Genomic DNA, 24,436 nt, shown 5'->3' with positions numbered 1-24,436 from the left:
ACGGATGTGTACGTGCTGCCCAAGCACCTGGACGAGAAGGTGGCCCGGCTCCACCTCGACGCCCTCGGCGTCAAGCTCACCACCCTGCGGCCCGAACAGGCCGCGTACATCGGCGTCAAGGTCGAGGGCCCGTACAAGCCCGACCACTACCGCTACTGAGGTCGGCGAAGGCCCGGTAGCGGCGCTGGCACGATTCCTGCGATCAGTGGCAGCACAGCCACTCGTACGGCCCTCGCCCGCCCAGCAGACTTCAGGGCATGACAGACGCCCCGCTCGGCCGCAGCGCCAAGTACACGATCCTGACCACCGGTTACACCACCTCCACCGGCCCCGGAGTCGCCGCCACCGTCTCCTACGTCACCGACGGCGAGCACCACGTAATCGTCGACCCCGGGATGGTGGCCGGCCGCGACCGGATCCTGGGGCCGCTGGCCGGACTGGGCCTCGGTCCCGACGACATCACCGACGTGATCCTCAGCCACCACCACCCGGACAACACGATGAACGCGGGCCTTTTCGGCAAGGCCCGCGTGCACGACCACAAGGCCGTCTACCGCGACGACCAGTGGACCGACCGCGATGCGGAAGGCCACGAACTCACCCCGTCCCTCAGACTGATCCGCACGCCGGGGCACAGCCCCGAGGACATCACCCTGCTGGTCGGCACCGACACGGGCGTGACCGCCTTCGCAGGCGACCTGTGGTGGCGCCCGAACGGCCCGGTGGACGACCCGGTGGCCCCGGACCACGACCTTCTCCTGAACTCCCGGCTCCGGGTCCTGGCGGCGGCGGACACCATCGTCCCGGGCCACGGCCCGGCCTTCCCGGCCGACGACACCGCCCCGCGCTGAAGCCACGGCAGCCGACGCCCACGGGCCCCCGCCCCGCCCCCGGCACCTCGCTGCCATACTCCGCGGGTGCCCGCTTTCAGGACCGTCGCCGCGTACACCCCGCCCGCGGCCGGCATGCTCGCGGTCGGGATCGTCGCCGAGGTCTTCGGCCCGCACGGGAACGGAGCACCCGGCTTCGACTTCGCCCTGTGCGCCGACCGGCCGGGAACCGTCCGTACCGACGCCGGTGTGCCGCTGACCGTCGCGCACGGCCTGGACCGGCTGGCCACTGCCGATCTGGTGATCGTCCTGCCGGGTGCCGGGTTCCGCACGCCGCCCGGCCCCGAGGTGCTCGATGCCCTGTCCGCCGCGCACGTGCGGGGCGCGCTGATCGCCGCCCACTGCGTGGGTACGTTCACGCTCGCCGCAGCCGGACTGCTCGACGGGCGCCGGGCCACCACGCACTGGCGCTTCGCCGACCTGCTGAGCCGCAGCTACCCGAGCGTCAGCGTGGAGCCCGAGGCCCTGTACCTCGACGAGGGGCGGATCGTCACGGGGGCCGGGGCCGCGGCAGGCACCGACCTGTGCCTGCACCTGATCCGGCGCGAGCACGGGGCCGCGGTGGCCAACCACATCGCCCGGGACATGGTGCTGCCCTCGCACCGCGACGGGGGCCAGGCCCAGTACCTCTCCGCTCCCGTCCCCGAGGACGGCGAGGACGAGCGCCTGGCCGACGTGCTCGCCTGGGCCCGGGAGCACCTCCACGAGGCGCTGCCGGTCTCGGAGCTGGCCTCGCGCGCGGTGATGAGCAAGCGGTCCTTCGCCCGCCGGTTCAGCGCCGCCACCGGCACCACCCCGCACGCCTGGCTGCGGGACCTACGGCTGAGCAGCGCCGAGGAGCTCCTGGAGACGACGGACCTGCCGGTCGAGGAGATCGCCCGCCGGGTCGGCTACGGCAGCGCGGCCGTCCTGCGGGACCAGTTCGTACGCCGCCGCGGCGTCCCGCCCCGCTCCTACCGCCGCTCCTTCACCCGCGTCCCCCGCCCGGACCGGGCCCCTCGGGAGCCGAGCGCGCGACAGCGTTCCTCGACCGATCCGCAAGCGGACCTTGAAAGCCTGTGAGGGCGGCTACGAGGCGCAGGTCGGAGGAGCGGACATGAAACGGTTGCTGCGTGGTGGTCGGCGGGTGCTGACGGACTACTGCGTGCGGCCGGTCTGGCGGGCCCTCGTGGCCTTCGGGTCCACCGTGGCCGGCCCCATGACCTACCACCACGCGGTACGGGCACCCCAGTGGGGTGCGCGTCCCTACGACATCTACACGTGGTACGCCCCGGCGGGGCTGCAGTTGCTGCCGCCGGGGGCCGGCGGGCCGGCGCCCGACCACCCCGAGCGCCTGTGCCAGGACGTACCGCTCTCCGAGGAGGAGCTGCTGCTCGCCCGCGACCTGTGGCCGGCGCACTACTCCGGACGGCGCGCCCCCGGCAACGGCTGACCACCCCGTACGCACGACGGGGCGCCGGGGGCATCCGCCCCCGGCGCCCCGTCGTGCTCACCACTCGATCAGTGCGAACCCCGCCGACATGCCGCCGCCGAAGCCGGCCATGAGGATCAGGTCGCCCGGGCGCAGGGCGCCCGCGCGGGCGGCCGCGTCCAGGGTGACGGGGAGCGACGCGGCTCCCGTGTTGGCGTAGTGCGTGAGCGTCCGGTGCATGGTGGCGCGGGGCAGGTCCAGGGTGGCGAAGACGCTGTCGAGCATGACGCCGTTGGCCTGGTGCGGCACGAAGTGGTGGATGTCGTCGGGTACGGCTCCGGCTTCGTGGAGGAACTCCTTGACCAGCCGGGGCAGCTGGTCCTCGACGAAGCTCCGCACGCCCCGCCCGTCCATGGCGAAGTACTGCAGACCCGCGTCCAGGGCGGCCCGGTCCAGCGGCAGCCGGCTGCCGCCCGCGGGCACCTCGATCAGGCCGGACAGCTCGCCGAACGAGTGCAGTGCCAGGTGGCGGATGCGCGGCCCCTGGCCGGCCGCCCCCAGGACCAGCGCGCCGGCGCCGTCCCCGAACAGGATGACCGTCCTGCGGTCGGTCCGGTCGAGGATCCGCGAGTACAGGTCGGCGCCGATGACCAGGGCGTGGCCGCCGCGCCGGGCGAGGACGCCCTCGGCCGCGGACAGGCCGAACACCGCTCCGGAGCACACCGCGTTGACGTCGAAGGCCGCCGCTCCGGCCGCCCCGAGGTTCTGCTGCACGTACGCCGCCGTGGGCGGCTGGGGGCGGTCCGGGGTGGAGGTGGCGACCACGATCACGGACAGCTGTCCGGCGGTGATCCCGGCCGACTCCAGCGCGGCACGCGCCGCGGCCGTGGCCAGGTCCGAGGTGGCTTGGTCGTCGGCGGCCCAGCGCCGCTCCCGGATCGCGGTCTTGCGGGTGATCCATGCGCCGTCGACGCCGGCTGCCGCGGCAACCTCGTCGTTGGAGACGACGCGCTCGGGCACGTAGGCACCCGTACCGAGGATCCTGACGTCCGTCATGCGGCTGCCCTCCCCTCGAATGGTGTGGAGACGGGTGTGTGGAAGGCCGCCGGGCGCGCGCGGCCGTGACGGGCCCGTACGCGGGCAGCCGCGGGGACGGCTGCCCGCGTACGTGCGGGCCCGGGACGCCTAGCGCGCCTGGTAGAGGCGCTTGTGGTTGCTGATACCGGCGAGGCGGAAGCGCCCGGTGGTCTGGGCCGGGGTGGAGTGGTCGCCGCCGTCGGTCGGGAGGGAGCGCTCGTGCAGCTCGCGGTAACCGGCGTAGTCGACGGGCTTGCGCCGGGCGATCGCCTCGAGGTTCGCCTCGGACCTCAGGTGCTGCCGGTACCCGGGCACGACGGTTCCCGCGAAGAACTCGGCGACGCTGCCGGAGCCGTAGCTGAGGAAGCCGACGGGCCGGTCCGTCAGGTCCTCCGCCTGGTCGAGCAGCGCGGCCAGGCCCAGGTACACCGATGCGGTGTAGCTGTTGCCGATGACGGCGTTGTAGGCCACGGTCTGTCCGACGGCGCGCTCGATGTCGTCCTTGTCGGTGTCGTGGCCCGCGTAGTTGAGCAGGTGGCGGTGGGCCTTGTAGGCCATCTTCGTGAACGGCTGGTGGTAGCAGAACGCGGCGAACTCGTCGAGGGAGCGGCCGCCCTGCTCCCCGTAGTCCTTCCAGCTGCCTTCCACCGCCTGCAGGTACGCCGAGATGGACTCCTGCCCGTCGACCAGCGCGGCGTCACGGTAGTTCGGCCGCCAGAAGTCCATGACGTCGGCGGTGAACAGGCCCGAGGCGTTCTCGATGCGCACCAGGGCGGGATCCGCACTCACCAGCATGGCCACCGCGGCCGCGCCCTGGGTCGCCTCTCCCGGGCTGTCCAGCTCGTACTTGGACACGTCGCTCGCGACCACGAGGACCTGCTGGCCGGGGTCGCGGCGCACCAGGCCGATGGCGAACTGGAGGGCTGCCGTCGCCCCGTAGCAGGCCTGCTTCAGCTCGACGACCCGGCAGGCCGACTGCAGGCCGAGCAGCGAGTGCACGTACACGCCGGCCGACTTCGCCTGGTCGATCGACGACTCGGTCGCGAAGACGACCGTCCGGATCCGGTCGGTGCCGTGCCGGGCGATGATGGGGGCGGCAGCGGCGGCGCCCAGGGTCACGATGTCCTCGTCCGCGGCGGGGACGCTCATCGAGCGCTGGCCGATGCCGATGTGGTACTTGCCGATCTCGGTGCCGTTGTGCCCGGCGAGCGCCGTGTGCGGCAGGACGAACTCGGTCGTCGCGAAGGACAGATCGTGAATTCCGATCGCGGAATCGTGGGACATGCTCATACACCAACCTTTGCTGTCGAGTTGTCGCGTTCCAGCTGGACGTGTGCGCGCATGAGTTCGCCCGGGTTCGTCTGTGCCGCGAGCAGCGAGAGTTCGCCGCACAGCACGGTCGCCGCGGCGATGACGGCGAGCCGGCGTGCGTTCTCCCCGGGTGCGCGGTCGGCGCGGCAGCCGAGCCGGGTCAGGTTCGTCTCCACGAACCCGAGGCCCTTGCCGTTGCCCACGGTGCCGACGATCACGTTGGGCAGGGTGCAGGAGAAGTAGAGGTCGCCGTCGCGGTCCTCGGCCATGGTGATGCCCTGGGAGCCTTCGACGATGTTGGCCGCGTCCTGGCCCGTGGCGAGGTAGAACCCGAGCAGCATGTTCGCGTAGTGGGCGTTCGCCGAGCGGATGCCGCCTGCGAGCAGGGTCCCGAGCAGGTTCTTGCGGACGTTCAGCTCGACGACCTTGGCGGCCGTGGTGTGCAGTACGCCCGTCACCACCTCGCGCGGCACGAGCAGCTCGGTGACCACGTTCTTGCCGCGTCCGAGGATGCCGTTGATCGCGGTCGCCTTCTTGTCCGTGCAGTAGTTCCCGGAGATCGATCCGTAGGAGATCCCCGGAACGGTCTGCAGCAGGTGCTGCAGGAGGGCGTCGGAGGCGAGCGTCGCCATGTTGTGCCCGGACGCGTCGCCGGTGGAGAACTCGAACCGGATGAACAGCAGGTTCGCCGTGATCTCGTGCCGGATGTTGATCAGCTCGGCGAACCTGCTGCCGGCGCGCACGACGTCGCGGAGCTCGTCGATCCGCGCCTCGATGGTCCGTGCGGCCGCGTACGCGGTCTGCGCGTCCGTCGCCTCGACGAGGACGGACCGCGTCATCCGCTCGTCGACGAGGGTGGCGACGATGCCCTTCTCGGCCAGCATGGACACCTTCGCCCCGCGGCCCACGGAGGGCCACAGCGGCGACTCGTAGGTGGCGAGCGGGACGTGGGTCTCGGTGTCGGCGACGTTCCCCGAGATGCGAAGGGGACCCACCCACTTCATGGGGACGCCGGCTATCGCGTGTGTGTCGGTCATCGTGTGGTTCCCGTCGTCTCGTGGAGGGCGGCGATGGAGCTGGAGCGCTGGGCGAGCTGCCGGGTGTCGATGCCCCGGTCCGCGCAGAAGGAACGGAGGGTGCCCTGGATCAGCACGTCGCAGTGCGCGAGGTCCGCGGGCGTACGCGCGCCGAGCATGGTCTGCAGGGCGGCGAGCTGGTCGAGCCAGTTCGAGAGCTGCGCGACCAGGGCGGACACACCGCCGTCGAGCAGGGTGCGCAGGAAGATCCCGGACGCGCCGACGCCGGAGGCGCCGAGTGCGAGTGCGCGGGCGACGTCGAGCGGGTCGCGGACGCCGCCGGAGGCGAGTACGGGGATGCCGGCGTCCTGGGCGTCGAGGAGGCAGGCGGCGGTGGACTGGCCCCAGCCGTCGAGGAAGGCGTAGTCGGCGTGTTCCCGCCGGCCGTTCTCGATGCGGGCGAAGTCGGTGCCTCCCCGGCCGCCGAGGTCCGCGGCGCGCACGCCCAGCTGCTGCAGCGTCAGGACGGTCTCGCGGCTCAGGCCGTTGCCGACCTCCTTGACGATCACGGGGACGTCGACGGCCGCGGCGATCCTCTCGATCTGTGCGGCCCAGGACGCGAACGACCGGTCGCCCTCGGGCATGGCCGTCTCCTGCGCCGTGTTGACGTGGATCTGCAGGGCGTCGGCCTGCAGGACGTCGATGGCGCGCCGTGCGTTCTCGACCGTTGCCGTCGCGTTGACGTTCGCCATGACGAATCCGTGCGGATTCTCGCGGCGCAGTACGCGGAAGGTGTCCACGCACGAGGGGTCCTTGAAGTAGGCGTGCATGGAGCCCGAGGCGATGGGCACCCCGGTCTCCCGGGCGGCGACGGCCAGGTCCCGGTTGATGGCACCGGTCCTGGCGGTGCCGCCGGTCATCGCGTTGATGTAGAGCGGCACCTGCCAGGAGATCCCGGCGAAGGCCGTGGCCAGCGACACGTCCGGGCGGTCGATGCCGGCCAGGGCGTGGTGGACGAACGACACCTCGTCGAACTGGTTGGTCCCGCTGCGTGTGTCCTGCTGCTCGATGGCGAGCCGGACGTGGTCGTCCTTGCGCTGAGCGCTCATTCCTCGATCCCTTCCGTGGCGGGGCGGACGGGCAGGGGCAGCACCCCGGCCGCCGCCCACCGTTGCCGTACTCGCGAGATGTCGTGCGGAGCTGCGGCGGGCAGCAGGGCGATGCCGCAGTCGCCGCCCCCTGCCCCTGAGGGCTTGGCCGCGCCGCCGCTCTCTTCGGCGGCGTCGCACAGCGCCGTCAGCTCGGGCGTGAAAATGCCGAGGCCGACCTCGTCGTCCAGGCGGGCCAGCTCCCGCCGGGCCCGCCGGATCTGGTGCAGCAGGCCCGGGCCGTCGCCGGCCTCCAGTGCGGTGACCGACGCGCGGACGAAGTCGGTGGTGGTCTCCACGAACTTCCGGTGCGAGTCGCCGCCCCGCCAGGTCCGCCGGTGCAGGCCGGACACGAGCGAGGTGGTGGAGGCGGGGTTCCCGGTCCAGCCGACCTCCAGGGAGAGGCCGCTCGGCTGCGGAAGCGGGCGTACCGCGAAACCCGGCCAGGGTGCGCGCAGTGCGGTGCCGATGCCCTCGCGGCGGGCCAGGTCGAGGACGAAGGCCCGGTCGGGCGCCTGGTAGGCGAGCCATCCGCCCCACGTACTGGCCGCGAGGTCACCGCCGGAGCCCTTGGGGTCGATCCGGGCCGTGGCGATCATGGACAGGCGGAACCGGCTCTCGCGCGACAGTTCCAGCCCGCAGAAGGACGCGACGGCTCCGACGGTCGCCACGGTCACCGCTCCGCTCGATCCCAGCCCGTACTTCCTGCCCTCGTCGTGCAGGCGGCTGCTGACCGAGACGTTCAGCGGGGGGAGGGGCAGACCGCGTTCGGCGAGCAGCCGGCCCACGGTCTCGATCGCCGACACCACGTGTGCCGGTCCGCCGCGCGCCCGCTGTCCGTCGTCCCCGGGTACGAGGAGCCGCCCGTCGCGCCATTGCCGGCGCACCGGCCCCGGACCGAGGTCGGAGGAGATCACGACGTCGGCTCCGCCAGGGGCCGGGCCGGGTCCGGGGCCGGACACGGTGACGGTGACGTGCCGGTCGACCGCCACCAGGATCGCCGGGGTGCCGGGCTCGACCACCGCGTACTCGCCCGCGACGAACAGCTTGCCCGGCGCGCTGCGGACGACCGTCCGCCCGGAGGTCACCGTCCGCCCTCGCCGACCAGGCGGGCGCCCTGCCCGGGCCCCGCGATGTGCACCGATCCCCCGGCGGCTGCGGCGCGTACGGCCCCGGCGACCCGGTCCGCGTCCGCCCGGTGGCAGAGCACCTTGACGTTCGGCCCGGCGTCCATGGTCGCGTAGGCCGGTACGCCGTCCCGCCTGAGCTGGAGCACGCTGTCGAGCACGGTGAGGGAGGCCGGTGACATGTAGCGGACCGCGGGGCGCGCCGCCAGCATCGTCGCGTGCATGCCGAGCGCGTTGCGTTCGGCGATCTCCCCCACCGCGTCGAGGTCGCCGCGCCGGAGCGCCGCGCGCATGCCGGCCAGGTCGTCCTCGCTGGAGGCGGCCCACGGCTCGAACAGCGGCGAGGTGTCGACGGTGCGGCGCATGGCGGCGCGGCTGGAGACGTCCTTGGGCCCGGCGTCGACCACCGCGATGACCAGTGCGGGGTCGAGTCCTGCCGCGGGCACCGGCTCGGCGTAGGAGCTGAGGTCCGCTTCCGTGGCCGAGCCCGTGGGCCGGCCCGCGTGCCAGGCGGCGAACCCGCCGAAGATCGAGCGCGAGGCCGAACCGGATCCGCGCCGGGCCAGCCGGGACAGCGCGGTGGCATCCGTGTCGAGCCCGTACGCGGCGGCGGCGGCGACCGCGAGGGCGGCGAAGCCGCTGGCCGAGGACGCCAGGCCCGCCCCGGTGGGGACGGTGTTCACGCTCTCCACGACGGCCCGGTGGGGGAGCCCGGCCCGGTCCCGCACCAGGTCGAGGAAGGCGATGATGCGCCGCGCGGCCTCGCCCGTGGCGGGCGCGCCGTTGAGGGTCACCGCGTCGTGCCCGGCCCCGGCGTCGAGCCGGACGCGGGTGGTCGTGGGGAAGATGTCCAGGGTCATGGACAGGCTGCTGGTCCAGGGCAGGACCAGCTGCTCGTCGCGCTTGCCCCAGTACTTGACCAGCGCGATGTTCGGGTGCGCGACGGCGGTGGCTCCCGCGGGACCGTCCGGTCCGGGCGGGCGGACCGCAGTGGTCCGCCGGCCGGGTACGGCTGTCGTCTGCTCAGGCATGGCTGTCGTTCCTCCTCAGCGGTACGACCCACGTCTGTTCGGCCCCCGCATCGTGGAGCCGCCAGGTGACCTCCCTGGCCTGCTCCGGCTGGGTCAGCGCGATCACGCAGCCGCCCAGTCCGCCTCCGGTGATCTTGGCGCCGAGGCTGCCCGCCGCGAGGGCGGCGCCGACCATGGCCTCGATGCGGTCGGTGCTGAGACCGCCCGCCCGGAGCAGCCCGTGGTATTCCGTGAGCCGCGAGCCGAGCTCCTCCGGCTTGCCCGCGGCGAGCGCCAGGGAGGCCTCGTGGGTCAGTTGCGCGGCCCGGTCCACGAACCGCTCCTGCGCTCCGGGGTGGCGCCGGAAGCCCTCGCGCAGCAGGTCGACCGCTTCCTTGGTGCTGCCGATGACCCCGCTGTCCGCGACGATGAACAGGCCGTCGCAGCCGACCTCCAGTTCCTCGGCCTCGCCCTGACGGAACAGCAGCGGGGCGGACGCGCCGACGGCCACGGCATCGACGCCGCTGGCCCGGCCGTGCGCCACGTTCTCGGCCGTCTGCACGAGGTCGAACGTCGCCCTCTCCGACACCTCGACGCCGCAGAGGTCGGCGAGGGCGAGGACGACGGCGCGCGCGCACGCCGCGCTGGATCCGAGCCCGCGGCCGGGCGGGACCGAACCGTCGATGATCACGTCGAGGTGCGGGCTGTCCTGCATGCCGACGGCCGCCCGGAATGCGGTCACCAGCCGACGCAGCCCTTCGGAGCCCTGCGTCCCCACCCGCCTCACCGCGGAACCGGTCATCGTGAAGGAGATGCCGCCCGGTTCACCGCGGGTGCGGGAGGACCATCCGGCGCTCGCGGTCACCGGCAGTTGCGGGACCGGCAGGGCGATCGCCGGGGCTCCGTACACGACCGCGTGCTCCCCCAGCAAAATGGACTTGGCGTGGGCGCGGCCGGTACCGACCGAGCGAACCCAGTGGCTTTCTGATGTCCCCGCCGCTGAGGTCGGTAGAGTCAACGCACTCAGCTCCCCTTGTCGTATTCGCATGAGATCGCATCATCCAGAATTCTCGGAAGGAAAGAAGCAGAGGTCGGATCCAGGAATGGCCGGAGGTGTGATCACCTGCGGGAATTCAACGGACCAGGAAAGTCCCGACGGTCTCCACGGAGATCGCGTCTGCGGACCGCGCGTGCCGCGCCCGTGCGAAACGGGCAGGCGGACCGACAGGCGCGCGGAATCCCGGGCGGGATGTGACGCGGAGCGTCGTCGGGAGGGTGCACACCTCGCGTGCGGCAGGGCACGGTCACGCGGGAGGTGGAGGGTGGCGGATGCCGCATCGGGCATCCGGCACGGACTCGGTCCCGTCGCCGCGGACCGGTCGCTGATGCCGAACTCCCTTGCCTGTGACGCAATTTGGGCAGGGGAGACGTCCGTAAAGAGTGACACGGACGGATCCCCCGAGCCAAGGGCAGCTGAAGTGACGTGGGTCACATCGGCGGGGGTCGCGACACAAGGCAGCCCCGGACCCTGGCGGGTCCGGGGCGGTGCTCGACGGCGTGTCGGGGCAGGGTGTCCGCGCCGCGGGACGCGGCCGGGCGGGCGGGCGGGCGGGTCAGTGGTGGCGGTGCAGGGCGATCGTCGTCAGCTCGTCGATGTCGAACTCGGAACGGCCGGGCGCACCGTAGCGGGTGATCTTCCCCCGGCTCACCCATTTACGGATGGTCGCCTCGGTGACGCCCACGGCGAGGGCGGCCACATTCGTCGGGACGAGCCGGTGACGCGGTGGTCTGGTCATACGCTGACGCTCTCTCGCCGGCGCTCGATCAGCTGTCGCAGACTGAGCCATTCCCGCATCTCCCATCCGTGTCCTGACGAGCATTCGATACTGCCCCCGCTCCCGGCCCTCTGCGCGGAAGCGGTGATCGTCCCCGCACAGTCGTCCACGACGCACTGCCTGATGAACGTCTGGAGTTCGCCGGGGTCGGGGTCGATGGTGCGGCGCAGTTCGGCGACGATGCCGTCGATCTCGTCCGCGAAATCGGCGGCCGGATCCTGGGCGGTGATCCATTCCAGGTGCGCCAGCAGGAACCGGCCCATCTGGAGGACGGAGCGGTCCGGGGCGGCGCTGCCCAGCTTCTCCACGACGGTCCCCGACCAGGATTCGAGTACGGCGAGGATGTGGTGCCGGGTGTCGAGCACGGAGATGTTCAGGTAATCCCGGCTCCGGCTTCCCGAGACCTTCGTCGGGTTCGTCCGCCTGGGCGTCGGGGACACATGGTGCAGGCTTTCCTGGTGGAGAACGGGCAGGGTACGCAGGTTGCGCGCCAGCTGCCTGATACAAGCGACGCAGAGGACGGACCCGTCGGCGGCGAGGGTCTCCTGGGAATGCGGTCTGGGGCACGGGTGAACCTTCATCGAATCTCCTTCATGAGGTGGCTCGCCCCCGCAATCGTCATGGGGTGCACGGCTTCACCATGCCGATCGCAGCAGTTGGATCATGATGGACGGCGATTCGGGACCGTGGGGTTCCCTTTCGCAGTCGACCTTGCCTGAGAGAACTCCGGGCTCCTACGGGCGCCCCGTTCCGGATGGGGCGCGTGCCCCGGATACAGAAATTCTGTTTACCCGGGGATATTCCCGCCATTGAACGTAACGACCTGTGGTCGAGTCCTGATGCAGCCCCGGACGTGCGCGGCTCGTGTGCCTCGGGGGGCGGAAGCGACGGTCGTCCGCGCCTCCGGGCACCGGTCTCCGGCCGTCCCGGTACCCCCTCCAGCCGGTCTCCACCCCGATCCGAGCCGCAGTGGAGCGCCTGCACCGACGGTGACGGAGGAAGGAGGCGCTGTGAACGGTACGCACGGAGACGAGCGCGCATTTCGCGCCGAACTCACCGCAGGGCCGCCCGCAACGGCGGCCGTTCAGTTTGCCCCGGGAGACCGGCTCCCCTCGGACCACCCGGACGCCGGCGGACCCCTCCCGCATCCCGGGGACGGCACGCGAGCGCATCTGGAGGTGTGTCTCGTCGGTGCCGGGCCCCGAGGGCTCTCCGTACTGGAACGGCTCTGTGCGCAGGAGGGGAAGTCACCCCGCTGGGACTCCGTCACCGTGCACGTCGTCGACCCGGACCCACCGGGCTCGGGACGGGTGTGGCGGCCCTCGCAGTCCCGGCACCTGCTGATGAACACCGTCGCCTCCCAGGTGACGGTGTTCACCGACGCCAGTGTCCGCATCGACGGCCCACTGAACGAGGGACCGAGCCTGTACGAGTGGGCCAAGCTGCTGGATTCGGGCGCGCTCGAACCCGGCCTCGACGACGCCGACGCCCCCGGCACCGGCCGTGCCGCCTCCCCCGCCTACGACGAGGAGATCCTCGCCGAGGCGGCCCGGCTGGGCCCCGACACCTATCCCACCCGTGCCCTCTACGGCTGCTACCTGACCTGGGTGTTCCGGCAGGTCGTCGCGGAGGCCGCCGCGCACGTGACGGTGCGCACGCACCCACGGCGCGCCATCGCCCTGGAGGACTCCGACGCCGGTACGGCGGGCGCCGGGCCGCAGACCGTCGTCCTGGAGGACGGCACCCGGCTGACCGGCCTGTCCGCCGTGGTCCTCGCCCAGGGCCACGTACCGGCCCGCCTCACGGACACCGAGCGGGAGCTGACCGGCTTCGCCGCCCGGCACGGGCTGACCTACCTGGCCCCCGCCAATCCGGCCGACGTGGACCTGTCGGGCATCGGGCCCGGCCAGGACGTGCTGCTGCGCGGGCTGGGCCTCAACTTCTTCGACTACCTGGCCCTGTTCACCCACGGCCGGGGCGGCGTCTTCACCCGCGTCGACGGCCGCCTGGTCTACCGGCCCTCGGGCCGCGAGCCGCGCCTGTACGCCGGCTCCCGGCGCGGCGTGCCCTATCAGGCGCGCGGCGAGAACGAGAAGGGCGCCCACGGCCGCTACCACCCCCGGCTCCTGACCGCCGGGTACATCTCGGCGCTGCGCGCCCGGGACGCCCGCCGCGGGGAGGCCATCGACTTCGCCGCCGACCTGTGGCCGCTGATCTCCAAGGAGGTCTGCGGCGTCTACTACACGGCCCTGCTCGCCTCGCGCGGCCGGCTCCCGTCCGAATGCGCCGAGTTCACCGAACGGTACCTGCACGCCGAGCCGGGGGAGGCGGAGGACCGGCTCCTCGACGAAGCCGGTGTCGGCGCGGCGGAGCGGTGGGACTGGGAGCGCGTCGCCCGCCCCTACGGCCCCGGCGAGCGCACCGATCTGGCCACCTTCCGGGCATGGCTGCGCGGCCACCTCGACGAGGACGTCCGCCTGGCCCGCCAGGGCAACGTCAGCGGGCCGGTCAAGGCCGCGCTCGACGTCCTGCGGGACCTGCGCAACGAGCTGCGGCTCGCCGTCGACCACGCCGGCCTGACCGCCGCGTCCCACCGCGAGGGCCTCGACCGCTGGTACACACCGCTCAACGCCTTCCTGTCCATCGGTCCCCCGGCGTCCCGCATCGAGGAGATGGCGGCCCTCATGGACGCCGGCGTCCTCGACGTGACCGGCCCCGGCCTGCGCGTCACCCCCGACCCGCACGACCCGCTCGGCCCCGCCTTCCTCGCCACGTCGAGCGAGATACCGGACGTCCGGGTGCGGGCCACCGTCCTCATCGAGGCCCGGCTGCCCGGGACCGACCTGCGGCGCACCGCGGACCCGCTGATGAGCCGGCTGCTGCGTACCGGGCAGTGCCGCCCGTACCGCATCCCGGGCGGGGACGGCGCGGGCGGCCCGGACTACGAGACCGGCGGCCTCGCCGTGTCCCGGCGGCCGTACCACCTGATCGACGTCCGGGGCGTCCCGCATCCGCGGCGCTTCGCCTACGGGGTGCCCACCGAGTCCGTGCACTGGGTGACGGCGGCGGGCATCAGGCCCGGCGTCGGTTCGGTCACCCTGGAGGACTCCGACGCCATCGCGGCGGCGGTCCTCGCGGTTCCCGAACTGCCGTCCCCGCGGCGGCAGCCGGCCGGATTCCGGGGGAGCCGCACGGTCTCCGCACCGGTCGCGGTGCCGCGCGCGAAGGCAGGGGCGTGAGCCCCCCGCCCGCGTCCGCGCGGGCGGACGGGCCCGCCGCCGCGCCGGACTCCGGGCTGCTCTCCCCCGTCCGGGCGGGCACCCCGGTCGAGGCGGCCGTGAGCGACACGGCCTGGCTGCAGGCCATGCTCGACGCGGAGGCCGCGCTGGCCCGCGCCCAGGCGCGCTGCGGCACCGTACCCGCCGGGGCGGCCGAGGCCATCACGGCCGCCGCCCGTGCGGAACTGCTGGACGTACGGGAGCTGGCGCTCGCCGCGCGCGAGACCGCGAACCCGGTCGTCGGCCTGGTCGCGGCGCTGACCGCGGTGGTGGCGCGGCGTTCCCCGGAGGCCGCCGAGTACGTGCACCGCGGCTCGACCAGCCAGGACGTCTTCGACACCGGTGCGATGCTGGTGGCCGCGCGGGCGCTGCGTCTGATCGTCGCGGACCTGCGCGCTGCTGCGGCCGCTCTGGCGGACCTCGCGGCCGCGCACCGGGACACGGTGATGGCGGGCCGCACCCTCGCCCTGCACGCCGTGCCCACGACCTTCGGGCTCAAGGCCGCCGGATGGCGCCGGCTGGTCGTGGACTCGGCCGAGCGCCTCGAACGGGTCGCCGCCGGCGGGCTCCCGGTGGCGCTCGGCGGCGCGGCCGGAACACTGGCCGGCTACCTCCAGTACGCGGGGGAGGGCGCCGACCCCGCCGCCGTACTCGACGGTCTCGGCGCCGCCTTCGCCGCCGAGACGGGCCTGGCCGCCCCCGTACTGCCCTGGCACGCCCTGCGGACCCCCGTCGCCGACCTGGGTGCCGCGCTCGCCCACACGGCCGCGGCCCTCGGCAAGATCGCCGCGGACGTGCTGGTGCTCGCCCGTACGGAGGTCGGTGAGGTGGCCGAGCCCGCGGCCGCCGGGCGGGGCGCCTCGTCGGCGATGCCGCACAAGCGCAACCCCGTCCTCGCGACGCTGATCCGCTCGGCCGCCCTCCAGGTGCCCGCCCTGGCCACCGTGCTGGTCCAGTGCCTGTCGACCGAGGACGAGCGTGCGGCCGGGGTGTGGCACGCCGAGTGGCAGCCCTTGCGCGAATGCCTGCGCCTCACCGGCGGCGCCGCGCACACCGCCCTCGAACTCGTCCGGGGGCTCACCGTCCACCCGGAGCGGATGCGCGCCAACCTCGGGGCGACCGGCGGGCAGCTCGTCTCCGAGCGCGTCGCCGCCGTGCTGGCGCCGCGCCTGGGCAAGGGGGCCGCCAAGGAGCTGCTGGCCCGTGCCTCGCTGCTCGCTTCCGGGACCGGCCGGCCACTCGCCGACGTGCTGGCCGCGCTCCCCGAGCTCGACGGGGTGCTGAGCCGGGAGGAGGCGGCCGCGCTGCTCGACCCGGCCGGCTACACGGGCGCCGCCGGTCCTCTGGTCGACCGGGCACTCGGCACCCGCTCGAGTCCCCCTCGTGACCGTCTCGAAGACCCGTCCAGGCTCGGTCCCTGACCGGCCGAGGACCGCCCCGCGGGCAGGCCGCGCGCCGCATGATGCAACCACGACGACCGGGAGGGGCAGCCGAGTTGAGTCTGGACACACGTGTTGTCGGCGGGGCCGGCGGCCACGGCCACGCCGTGGTGATCGGCTCCGGCTTCGCCGGACTCACCGCGGCGCGGGCGCTGGCCCACTTCATGGACCGGGTCACCGTGATCGAGCGCGACTGGGTGCCGCGCGGCCCCGGGCGGCGCCGCGGCGTACCCCAGGCACGGCACACCCACACCCTGACCACCACCGCGCAGCAAGGCCTGGAGGAGCTGTTCCCCGGTGTGCTCCGGGACCTGACCGGCGCCGGCGCGGTCCGCGTCCGGATGCCCGAGGACATGCTGCTGCTCGGGCCGGGGGGCTGGCTGCCCCGCATCGGCTCGGACCTGTCGGTGCTGAGCGCCGGCCGCGACCTGATCGACTCGGTGGTACGCGGGCGGCTGCGCGCCGACCCGAAGGTGACCTTCCTCCAGGAGCACGAGGTCGTCGCCCTGGAGCCCGGCCGCAACGACACCGTCACCGGCGTGTGGGTGCGCGGCCGGGACCGCAGGGCGACCGGCGGCCGGTCCGCCCGCCGCCTGGTGTCCGCCGCGTTCGTGGTGGACGCCGGCGGGCGCGGCTCGCGCGCCCCCGAGTGGCTGGCCGAGCTCGGCTACCAGCCTCCCCCGGAGACGGTCGCCGGCGCCCGGACCTCCTCGGCCACCGCCGTGTTCGCGCCGCCGGTCGGGCACGTCGCCGACTGGAAGAGCCTGTTCCTCATGGGTGCGCCCGGCCATCCGCGCCAGGGCGTGCTCCACCCGGTCGAGGGCGGCCGCTGGTCGGTGACGGTCAGCGCCCAGGACGGCGAGCGGCCGCCCGCCGACCACGAGGGGTTACTGCGGGCGGCGGGCGCCCTGCGCCACCCGCTGCTGCGCGAGGTCATCGAGGTCGCCACGCCGCTCGGGCCGGTCTACGGCAGCAGCGGCACCGGGAACCGCTGGCGCCACTACGAGAAGCTGCGCCGCTGGCCCGACCAGTTCCTCGTCGTCGGCGACGCCTTCGTCGCCCTCGACCCGGCCCACGGGCAGGGCATGGCGCTCGCCGTGGAGGCGGCCCTCGTCCTGGACCACATGCTGACGAGCCACGGCACGGCGGTCGGCATCAGCTACCGGATGCGCCGGGCCCTGGCCCACCGCCTGACCCCCGCCTGGCAGCTGAGCACCCGCAACCCGTACGCGGCGGGGGACGAGCAGGACGTGCCGGCCGGACTGCGCGCCCGGCTCGGCCGGCGGTACGCGGCCCGGCTCGCGGCCGCCGCGACCACCGACCCGGCCGCGGCGGCCCTGCTGCTCGAACAGCTCGACGCGGGCGGCCCGCCCGCCGCCGCCCGGGGACCGCGCGCACTGCTGGCCGCGCTGCGCGGCCCCGGCGGCCCGGCCCCCTCGGCCGTGCCCAGCACCACGCACGGCCCGGACGCCCGGCGCCGCCGCTCCGGGGCACCGGCGGTACCCGTCATAGGGGTCTCCGCCGGCTCGGCCCGGGCCCGCCCCACGGGGTCGTCGGCGCAATGGCCGGCCCCGGCACCCGCCGGTGACCAGCGAAGGTCATAGGCGCCCGTATTCGAATGCGCGGCAGGCTGTACCCGGCCACAGACCTGATGGAACGCAGCCATACGATTCGCGTATGACCAGAGTGGAGCCATTAGGCGCTGTAGCAACGGACTTGAGGAAGAGGGGCGAAAAGAAAACCGGTAAGCCGGTTGGAAAAACCGCCCTGTTGTACATGAAGGGGGCTGATATGCACCCGGGCGACTCGCAACTCGCTCAAGGACCGGTCCAGTCGGAGCAGGGTTTCCGCTCAAGCCCGGTTGTCCGTCCCCAGAGGGCGTCGATAGCGTTCCAGGTGCTCCAGGGCACGGGCCCGCTTCCGCCGCGGCAGGCCGCAACGACCACCGACCGCTTGCCGGCCGGACCGGAGATGCCCGTAACGGCCGAGCGGCGAGGGGAGGGCGCGCGGGTATGAGCACGACCAGATCAGCGCCGCAGAGTGCGCGCACCGAGGAATCCAGTGGCGAACGCCTCGCCGACTGGGCTGACAGCCGGCTCGGGATCTACCATTTGCGGTTCCTGGTCCGCAAGGTATTTCCCGATCACTGGTCGTTCATGTTCGGTGAGATCGCGCTCTACAGCTTCATCATGCTGCTCCTCACCGGAGTCTGGCTCACATTCTTCTTCAATCCGAGCATGGGCGAAGTCGTCTACGACGGCCCGCACACCCCGCTGCAGGGCATGAGGATGTCGGAGGCCTACGCCTCCACGGTCAAGATCAGCTTCGAGATCCGCGGCGGCCTGTTCATCCGGCAGCTGCACCACTGGTCGGCCCTGACCATGATCGCCGCGCTCTGCCTGCACACGATGCGGCACTTCTTCACCGGCTCGTTCCGCAAGCCGCGCGAGGCGAACTGGCTGATCGGCTTCACGCTGCTCGTCCTCGTCACCCTGGAGGGCTTCCTCGGGTACTCGCTCCCCGACGACCTGCTCTCGGGAACGGGCCTGCGCATCGCCGAGGGCGTCACCCTCGCCATCCCGGTGGTCGGCACCTACCTGGTGATGTTCCTGTTCGGGGGCGAGTTCCCGGGCCACGACGTGATCCCCCGGTTCTACAGCCTGCACATCCTGCTGACCCCGGCGATCATCGTGGCGCTGCTCACCGTCCACCTGTTCCTGGTCTTCTACCACAAGCACACCCAGTTCCGGGGCCCCGGCCGCACCGAGCAGAACGTCGTCGGCCAGCCCCTGATGCCGCACTACACGGCCAAGGCCGGCGGCTTCCTGTTCCTGGTCACCGGGGTGCTCGCGCTGATGGCGGGCGTCGCCCAGATCAACCCCGTGTGGAACTTCGGCCCCTACCGTTCCGACCAGATCTCCCAGGGCTCCCAGCCCGACTGGTACATGGGCTTCCTCGAAGGCGCCCTACGGGCCTTCCCCGCCTGGGAGTTCACCGTCCCGGGCGGCTACACCGTCAACATGGGCGTCCTGGTACCCGCCGTCATCCTGCCCACCCTGATGATGGCCGTGATCGCTCTCTGGCCGTTCCTGGAGGCCTGGGTCACCGGGGACAAACGCGAGCACCACCTCCTCGACCGGCCGCGCGACCACCCCACGCGGACCGCGTTCGGCTCCGCGTTCATCGCCTTCTACATGGTGCTGTTCTTCGGCGGCGCGAACGACATCCTGGCCGAGAAGTTCAACCTGTCCCTGAACTCGATCACCTACGGCGTACGGATCGGCATCTTCCTCGTCCCGGCGCTGACGTACGTCATCACCAAGCGCATCGCTCTGGGCCTGCAGCTGCGGGACCGCGACAAGCTCCTGCACGGCCGCGAGACCGGCAGGATCAGGAGGCTGCCGCACGGCGAGTTCGTCGAGGTGCACGAGCGTCTCGACCGCGGGCGGGAGTACGCCCTGCTCACCAAGGAGCCCTACGCGCCGCTGCCGGCACCGGCGGCGGAACACGACGGCGTGCCCAATCCCCGGAACCGCAAGGAGGCGCTGCGCCACCGGCTCAGCCGCTGGCTCTACGGCGGCCAGGTCCCGGCGCCGACGCCGGAGGAGATGCGGGAGGCCCTGGCACACCTCGACCACGCGTCCGGCGGGCACACCCCGCCCGACGGGCCCGTGAAGATCGGCCGGCAGGGCTCCGCCGGCGAGCGGGAGCCCGAGCAGGAACTGCACTGACCCGGCGTCACGACACAGGAGTCCGGGACGGATAGCCGCGGCGGCGCGGGTGATCGGGGGACGGTCACCCGCGCCGCCGTCGTTCCGTCCGTCACGGTCAGCTCAGGCGCCGTCAGGTCAGGCGCCGTCAGGTCAGGCGCCGTCCCGTCCCCGGCGGCAGCACGTCCGGCGCCGTCACGGGCCGGCCGTCCGGCACCCGGCCCGCCGCACGACAAGGACTCGAGCCGCTCCGGAGCGCGCGGCCGCAGCATGGGTGGACGTCCGTCCGCACAGCGCGGAGTCCTTGCCCGGCTCAGCAGGGGGCCCCGCCCCCGTCCGGCTTTCCGGCGCCACCGCCGGAGCACCCACGGAGGCCCGATGAACCGAACCCCATGGCGCCGGGACGGAACCCGGGCCGAGTCCATCACCCGGGCGCGCACCGGCCTGAGCCAGGACGTGCGCGGCCGGCAGCGCCGCTACATCGTGGCGATGGGTGTGCGCAGCGCCTGCGTGGTCGTGATGGCCGCCACCTGGGACCGCTGGCCCGCCCTCGCCTTCTGCGCCCTGGTCGCCGGGGTGGTGATCCCGTACGTGGCCGTGGTGGCGGCCCAGGCCGGCTGGCGTCAGCAGCGGGGGGCCCGGCCGGCGCTGAAGCTGGTCCGAGAGGAGCCCCTCACCCGCGTCCTCCTGGAGCCCACCCTGATCCTGCCGCCCGAGCGGAACGCCGCCGGCTGACGCCCGCCCCGGTCCCCTCACGGGCCGCCGCGGCAGCCGGTGCCCCGCCTTCAGCCCGTCTCCGGCCCTCCCCCCACGGGGCGGGCCCGGAGGCGGGCTGAAGGCTGTGCCCCGCGGAACGCGCCGGGCACGGGCGTACGGCACGTACACCCCGGCACAGGTACACCCCGGGCACAGGTACACCCCGGGCACAGGTACGCCTCCGGCACACGTACACCCCGGGCACACGTACACCCCCGGCACGCGTACACCTCGCGCGCGTCCGCTGCCGCTGGGGACCGGTCGGCTCATCCGATGATGTGACCCACGTCACTCCGGAGTGCTCTTGGCGCGGAGTGCCGGGCGTGTCACTCTTTCAGCACGCCTCCCCTGCCCAAATCCCGCCGCACGGCGCTGGATTGAGTGCTGAATCCGTCGGCCGGTGCCGACGGGACCGGGGTCCGTCGCCCACGAACCGGCGATCACCCCCCTCGCAGCCACCCGCACGGCGAAGGCGCCCCCTCACTTGAGAGCCCGCTGACTGCGGCCGCGGCCGTGACCTCACGCTGCCGCCTGGCGCCGTCCCCGGCAACCACCCCGTGCACCCGGACGTCCGCACGGGTCCGCCGAGCGGTGGACCACCGGCCCGCCTCCGTCCCCGGGCCCGCCACCGTGCCGTCCCCCGATCAGCGCCCCTCAAGCTCTCCCGGCTGCACCACCGGCCCAGTGACCGTGATGAGGAGCCCTCCATGGAGCACCTAGTCCAGCATGCCGTCACCACGATCCGCGAACGCTTCGGGGAACCGCTGAGCCTCGACGAGCTGGCCCGCAGCGCCATGGTCAGCAAGTACCACTTCCTGAGGATGTTCACCCGGGTCACCGGTGTCACCCCGGGACGGTTCCTGAGTGCGGTACGGCTCCAGGAGGCGAAGCGGCTGCTGCTGAGCACCTCCCTCAACGTCGCCGACGTCTCGGCGCAGGTCGGATACAGCAGCACGGGAAGCTTCACCCGCCGCTTCACCGAGTCGGTCGGGCTCTCCCCCACGCAGTACCGGAAGTTGTCGCTCACGGGCCGCGACGAGACCCGGGAGCCCGGACCGTCCGAAACGGAGCCGGCCGCGCCCGTGCCGACGGCCCGGCGCACCGGCTCCGTGACGGGAGTACTGCGCACCGCCGGCTTCGTCCTCTCGCCCGTCTACGTCGGCGCCTTCGACAGCCCCATCCTCGAAGGGGCCCCCGCCTCCTGGAGCAGCCCGTCCGCGCCGGGCCGCTTCACGCTGGCCGGCGTGCCCCAGGGCACCTGGTACATCCACGCCGTGGCCCAGGGCAGGCAGTCCGGCGGCACCGCCGGCCCGGGCCCCACGCGGCTGACGGCCACCGTCGGCCCGGTGCCGGTGAAGGACGCCACCGCGCACCGGCTCGACATCACCCTGTCCCCCCTCGACTGGACCCGGCCGCCGATCCTCTCCGCCCTGATGGACATCGCCCCGCAGCCGTTGGCGGCGTGATCCCGGCCGTCGGCGCACACCCCCGCGCACCGTTCCCGAAGGCGGTCGCGGGGGACGCCGGAGACCTTCCCGTACAGCAGGCAGACCCTAGAGAAATGGGAGCACGGATATGCCCAGGCTATGCAAGCCCGCGGTACACGCGCCGGAATACGTCATCACGATGGAAGAGACCCTCGAGTTCGCCGAGAACGCCCACGCCGGGAAGCCGCAGCTGCCGCTGGCGCTGCGGCTGATCCGGAACACGGGCGTGAAGAAGCGGCACCTGGTGCAGCCCATCGAGAAGACCCTCAGCCACCCGGGACTGACGGAACGCAACCGCATCTACGAGGTCGAGTCCAAGAAGCGGACCCCTGCGGTCATCGAAGAGGCCCTGAAGAACGCCGACGTGGCGGCCCGTGACATCGACGCGATCATCTACGTGTCGTGCACCGGGTTCCTGATGCCGTCGCTGACCGCATGGCTGATCAACAAGCTCGGGTTCCGGTCCGACACCGTCCAGATACCCATCGCGCAGCTGGGGTGCGCGGCAGGTGGTGCGGCGGTCAACCGCGCCCACGACTTCTGCCTGGCCCACCCGGGGAGCAACGTCCTGATCGTGTCGGCCGAGCTGTGCTCGCTGTGCTACCAGCCGAACGCGGACGACATCGGCTCCCTGCTGTCCGACGGCCTGTTCGGTGACGCGGTCGCGGCCGCCGTGGTGCGCGGCAACGGCGGCGTCGGCATCGACCTGGAGCGGAACGCCTCCTACGTCATCCCGAACACCGAGGACTGGATCTCCTACGCCGTCAAGGACACCGGCTTCCACTTCCAGCTGGACCGCCGGGTGCCCGGGACCATGGAGCCGCTGGCCCCGGTGCTGCGGGAGTTCGCCCAGAAGCACAGCTGGGACGCCGGCAACCTCGACTTCTACATCGTGCACGCGGGCGGTCCGCGGATCCTGGACGACCTCGCCAAGTTCCTCGAGGTCGACCGCAAGGTGTTCCGCCACAGCTGGGCCACCCTGAGCGAGTACGGGAACATCGCCAGCGCCGTGGTGTTCGACGCCGCGCGCAGGCTCTTCGAGGAGGACCCGCCGGCGCACGACGCCACCGGTCTGATCGCGGGCTTCGGTCCCGGCATCACCGCCGAGATGGCGCTCGGCCGCTGGTCCGTCGACGCACCGCCCCACGACTGAAGCCGGCGCGCCCCACCCCACCCCCCGACGGGGGTCCCGTACGTACGAAGGAAGTGACACCGCATGACTATCGTCCAGGCCGGCCAGGGACGGAAGCTGGTCACCAAGGCCCAGGAAGTGACCTTCAAGGCCTCCTCGAAGGAGGGCTCCTCCATCTCCATCTTCGAGGTGGTCGTCCCTCCGGGATTCGACGTCGGCGCGCACGTCCACAGCGAATCGCAGGAGTTCTTCTACGTCCTGGAAGGCGAGCTGGAGCTCCTGTGCTTCGAGCCGACCGAGCGCACGGCGGACACCTGGCACCACTGGGAGTCCGCCGACGGGGACCGCGCCGTCCGCGTGGGCGCGGGCAGCTGCATGTTCGTCCCCCCGGGGACGCCGCACGCCTTCCGGAACCCCACGGACAAGCCGACCACCATGCTGTTCCAGAGCTACCCGTCCCCCGAGCACGAGCACTACTTCGAGGAGATCACGGAGATCTGGTCGACCGGCCGGACGGTGGACCCCGAGGCGGTGGAGGCGATGCGCCGGCGCTACGACGTCAAGCAGATCACGCCGATGCGCTTCGAACCGCCCGTTCTCCGGGATGCCCGGCCGGCCGCAGAGCACGAGGCGTAGAAGGGTGACCACGGTGGAGAAGATCCCCCTCGTCCACGCCAGTCTGGGCGAACAGGAACTGGCGGCCGTCGCCGAGGTGTTCGCCTCGGGCTGGCCGGCCGGCCAGGGCCCGCAGGGCAAGGCCCTGGAGGCCCTGCTGAAGGAGCGGTACGGGGCCGGCGACGCGGTGGCGGTGAGCAACTGCGGCGCCGCGCTCCACCTCGCGATGCTCGCGTTCCGCGTCCAGCCGGGCGACGAGGTGATCGTCGCCGACTACACCTTCCCGGCGCCCGCCCACGCGGTCCGCTACGTCGGCGCGACCCCGGTCTTCGCCGACGTGCGCGCCGACACCGGAACCGTGGACCCGCAGGCGGTGGCGGATCTCGTCGGTCCGCGGACCGTGGGCATCATCGCCGTCGACACGGTCGGTCTGCCCGCGGACTACACGGAGCTCCAGGCGATCGCGGACCGCCACGGGCTGTTCCTGGTCGAGGACGCCGCCTGCGCGGTGGGCGCGACGTACAAGGGGCGGGAGGCCGGGGCGCTGGCCGAGGTGGCCTGCCTGTCCTTCCACGGGCGCAAGGGAGCCACCAGCGGTGAGGGCGGTGCCCTGATCGCGGCCGACGCGGCGATCGGGGCGGACGCGCGGCAGCGTTCGTCCTTCGGCATCGGCAGCATCTACGACCAGGGGCAGGTCATCGGCCTGCCGATCCCGGAGTTCACCGAGATCGGCTACAACTTCAAGCTGTCCGACATCGCCGCCGCGATCCTGCAGGTGCAGATCGGCCGGATCGGGGAGCTGCTGGAGCGCCGGCGTGCCGTCGCCGCGCGCTACGCCGAACTCTTCGCCGACGAGGAACTGCTGACGGTTCCGCACGTACCCCTGGACCGGACCCATGCCTGGCAGTCCTACCTGGTGACGCTGGATCCGGCGGTGGACCGCGGCGGGGTCGCCACCGACCTGCGGGCCCAGGGGATCGGCTCCCTGCACGGTACGTGGGCCAGCCACCTCCAGCCCGCGTTCCGGTCGAAGCAGGTGTGCCCCGTCTCGGCGGACCTCTTCCGGCGCAACCTCGGCATCCCCATGCACGCCGAGCTGACCATGAGCCAGGTCGAACGTGTTGCCGAAACCGTCCGCACGGCGCTGCGGGCCAACAGGAAGTCCGTCCGGCTCAGCGCGTAGGGCGCCCCCGG

Annotated in this window: 22 protein-coding genes; 13 read left to right on the top strand and 9 right to left on the bottom strand. The window is 72.9% G+C overall.

Features of this window, described 5'->3' with window-relative positions; all coding sequences use genetic code 11:
* From ACFWUZ_RS33885 to ACFWUZ_RS33870, 4 genes are all read left to right on the top strand, one after another.
* A partial coding sequence (locus ACFWUZ_RS33885) for an adenosylhomocysteinase (RefSeq protein WP_384381579.1) occupies positions 1-159 on the top strand: 159 nt, incomplete at its 5' end.
* Positions 160-257: 98 nt separating this feature from the next.
* Positions 258-851 (top strand): MBL fold metallo-hydrolase, encoded by a 594-nt coding sequence (locus tag ACFWUZ_RS33880; RefSeq protein ID WP_384381575.1) that lies wholly within the window; start codon positions 258-260, stop codon positions 849-851.
* Between the two features lie 114 nt (positions 852-965).
* Positions 966-1,952 carry a GlxA family transcriptional regulator gene (locus ACFWUZ_RS33875; protein ID WP_384381577.1) on the top strand — a complete coding sequence of 329 codons (987 nt, stop codon included), beginning with the start codon at positions 966-968 and terminating at the stop codon, positions 1,950-1,952.
* A gap of 34 nt (positions 1,953-1,986) precedes the next feature.
* On the top strand, positions 1,987-2,322 hold the full coding sequence (locus ACFWUZ_RS33870) for a DUF6059 family protein (protein ID WP_384381573.1): 336 nt from the start codon (positions 1,987-1,989) through the stop codon (positions 2,320-2,322).
* Between the two features lie 57 nt (positions 2,323-2,379).
* Here ACFWUZ_RS33870 and ACFWUZ_RS33865 read toward each other — a convergent pair whose 3' ends face one another.
* The 9 genes from ACFWUZ_RS33865 to ACFWUZ_RS33825 all read right to left on the bottom strand — a co-directional run bounded on the left by ACFWUZ_RS33865 (position 2,380) and on the right by ACFWUZ_RS33825 (position 11,406).
* Positions 2,380-3,357, bottom strand: coding sequence for a 3-oxoacyl-ACP synthase III family protein (locus ACFWUZ_RS33865; RefSeq protein ID WP_384381571.1), 978 nt, complete (start codon positions 3,355-3,357; stop codon positions 2,380-2,382).
* 129 nt (positions 3,358-3,486) lie between these two features.
* Entirely contained in the window at positions 3,487-4,662 is a 1,176-nt protein-coding gene (locus ACFWUZ_RS33860; RefSeq protein WP_384381569.1) for a hydroxymethylglutaryl-CoA synthase, read from the bottom strand.
* Between the two features lie 2 nt (positions 4,663-4,664).
* A complete protein-coding gene (locus tag ACFWUZ_RS33855; RefSeq protein WP_384381567.1) occupies positions 4,665-5,726 on the bottom strand; it encodes a hydroxymethylglutaryl-CoA reductase in 1,062 nt (353 codons plus the stop codon).
* Positions 5,723-6,814 (bottom strand): type 2 isopentenyl-diphosphate Delta-isomerase, encoded by a 1,092-nt coding sequence (gene fni, locus ACFWUZ_RS33850; RefSeq protein ID WP_384381565.1) that lies wholly within the window; start codon positions 6,812-6,814, stop codon positions 5,723-5,725. Before fni ends, ACFWUZ_RS33855 begins: the two co-directional genes overlap by 4 nt.
* Entirely contained in the window at positions 6,811-7,941 is a 1,131-nt protein-coding gene (locus ACFWUZ_RS33845) for a phosphomevalonate kinase (protein WP_384381563.1), read from the bottom strand. The genes fni and ACFWUZ_RS33845 overlap by 4 nt, the downstream gene beginning before the upstream one ends.
* Positions 7,938-9,011 (bottom strand): diphosphomevalonate decarboxylase, encoded by a 1,074-nt coding sequence (gene mvaD / locus ACFWUZ_RS33840; protein ID WP_384381561.1) that lies wholly within the window; start codon positions 9,009-9,011, stop codon positions 7,938-7,940. The genes ACFWUZ_RS33845 and mvaD overlap by 4 nt, the downstream gene beginning before the upstream one ends.
* The gene (gene mvk, locus ACFWUZ_RS33835; protein ID WP_384381560.1) at positions 9,004-10,038 is read right to left on the bottom strand and encodes a mevalonate kinase; all 1,035 of its coding nucleotides are present in this window, start codon (positions 10,036-10,038) and stop codon (positions 9,004-9,006) included. The genes mvaD and mvk overlap by 8 nt, the downstream gene beginning before the upstream one ends.
* 565 nt (positions 10,039-10,603) lie before the next feature.
* Positions 10,604-10,786, bottom strand: coding sequence for a hypothetical protein (locus ACFWUZ_RS33830; RefSeq protein ID WP_384381558.1), 183 nt, complete (start codon positions 10,784-10,786; stop codon positions 10,604-10,606).
* Positions 10,783-11,406: a hypothetical protein gene (locus tag ACFWUZ_RS33825; RefSeq protein WP_384381556.1), complete on the bottom strand. Its 624-nt coding sequence runs from the start codon at positions 11,404-11,406 to the stop codon at positions 10,783-10,785. Before ACFWUZ_RS33825 ends, ACFWUZ_RS33830 begins: the two co-directional genes overlap by 4 nt.
* A gap of 597 nt (positions 11,407-12,003) precedes the next feature.
* Here ACFWUZ_RS33825 and ACFWUZ_RS33820 point away from each other — a divergent pair.
* The 9 genes from ACFWUZ_RS33820 (at position 12,004) to ACFWUZ_RS33780 (ending at position 24,425) form a co-directional block, all read left to right on the top strand.
* The gene (locus ACFWUZ_RS33820; RefSeq protein WP_384381554.1) at positions 12,004-14,064 is read left to right on the top strand and encodes an FAD/NAD(P)-binding protein; all 2,061 of its coding nucleotides are present in this window, start codon (positions 12,004-12,006) and stop codon (positions 14,062-14,064) included.
* The gene (pcaB, locus tag ACFWUZ_RS33815) at positions 14,061-15,524 is read left to right on the top strand and encodes a 3-carboxy-cis,cis-muconate cycloisomerase (protein WP_384381552.1); all 1,464 of its coding nucleotides are present in this window, start codon (positions 14,061-14,063) and stop codon (positions 15,522-15,524) included. The genes ACFWUZ_RS33820 and pcaB overlap by 4 nt, the downstream gene beginning before the upstream one ends.
* Positions 15,525-15,598: 74 nt before the next feature.
* Positions 15,599-17,146: an NAD(P)/FAD-dependent oxidoreductase gene (locus tag ACFWUZ_RS33810; RefSeq protein ID WP_384381550.1), complete on the top strand. Its 1,548-nt coding sequence runs from the start codon at positions 15,599-15,601 to the stop codon at positions 17,144-17,146.
* Positions 17,147-17,554: 408 nt separating this feature from the next.
* Positions 17,555-19,273 carry a cytochrome bc complex cytochrome b subunit gene (locus ACFWUZ_RS33805; RefSeq protein ID WP_384381548.1) on the top strand — a complete coding sequence of 573 codons (1,719 nt, stop codon included), beginning with the start codon at positions 17,555-17,557 and terminating at the stop codon, positions 19,271-19,273.
* A gap of 357 nt (positions 19,274-19,630) precedes the next feature.
* Positions 19,631-19,987 carry a DUF3099 domain-containing protein gene (locus ACFWUZ_RS33800; protein ID WP_384381546.1) on the top strand — a complete coding sequence of 119 codons (357 nt, stop codon included), beginning with the start codon at positions 19,631-19,633 and terminating at the stop codon, positions 19,985-19,987.
* Between the two features lie 728 nt (positions 19,988-20,715).
* Positions 20,716-21,474 carry a helix-turn-helix domain-containing protein gene (locus tag ACFWUZ_RS33795; RefSeq protein WP_384381544.1) on the top strand — a complete coding sequence of 253 codons (759 nt, stop codon included), beginning with the start codon at positions 20,716-20,718 and terminating at the stop codon, positions 21,472-21,474.
* Positions 21,475-21,583: 109 nt separating this feature from the next.
* Positions 21,584-22,648, top strand: coding sequence for a type III polyketide synthase (locus ACFWUZ_RS33790; protein WP_384381542.1), 1,065 nt, complete (start codon positions 21,584-21,586; stop codon positions 22,646-22,648).
* Positions 22,649-22,711: 63 nt separating this feature from the next.
* Positions 22,712-23,263, top strand: a complete 552-nt coding sequence (locus tag ACFWUZ_RS33785) for a cupin domain-containing protein (RefSeq protein ID WP_384381540.1) — start codon at positions 22,712-22,714, stop codon at positions 23,261-23,263.
* Between the two features lie 13 nt (positions 23,264-23,276).
* Positions 23,277-24,425 carry a DegT/DnrJ/EryC1/StrS family aminotransferase gene (locus ACFWUZ_RS33780; protein WP_384381538.1) on the top strand — a complete coding sequence of 383 codons (1,149 nt, stop codon included), beginning with the start codon at positions 23,277-23,279 and terminating at the stop codon, positions 24,423-24,425.
* The last annotated feature ends 11 nt before the right edge of the window (positions 24,426-24,436 follow it).

The organism is Streptomyces sp. NPDC058646 (assembly GCF_042716875.1).
GTDB lineage: Bacteria > Actinomycetota > Actinomycetes > Streptomycetales > Streptomycetaceae > Streptomyces.
Note: the sequence above shows the minus strand (reverse complement) of the source record. Positions and strands in the feature narration are given on the sequence as shown.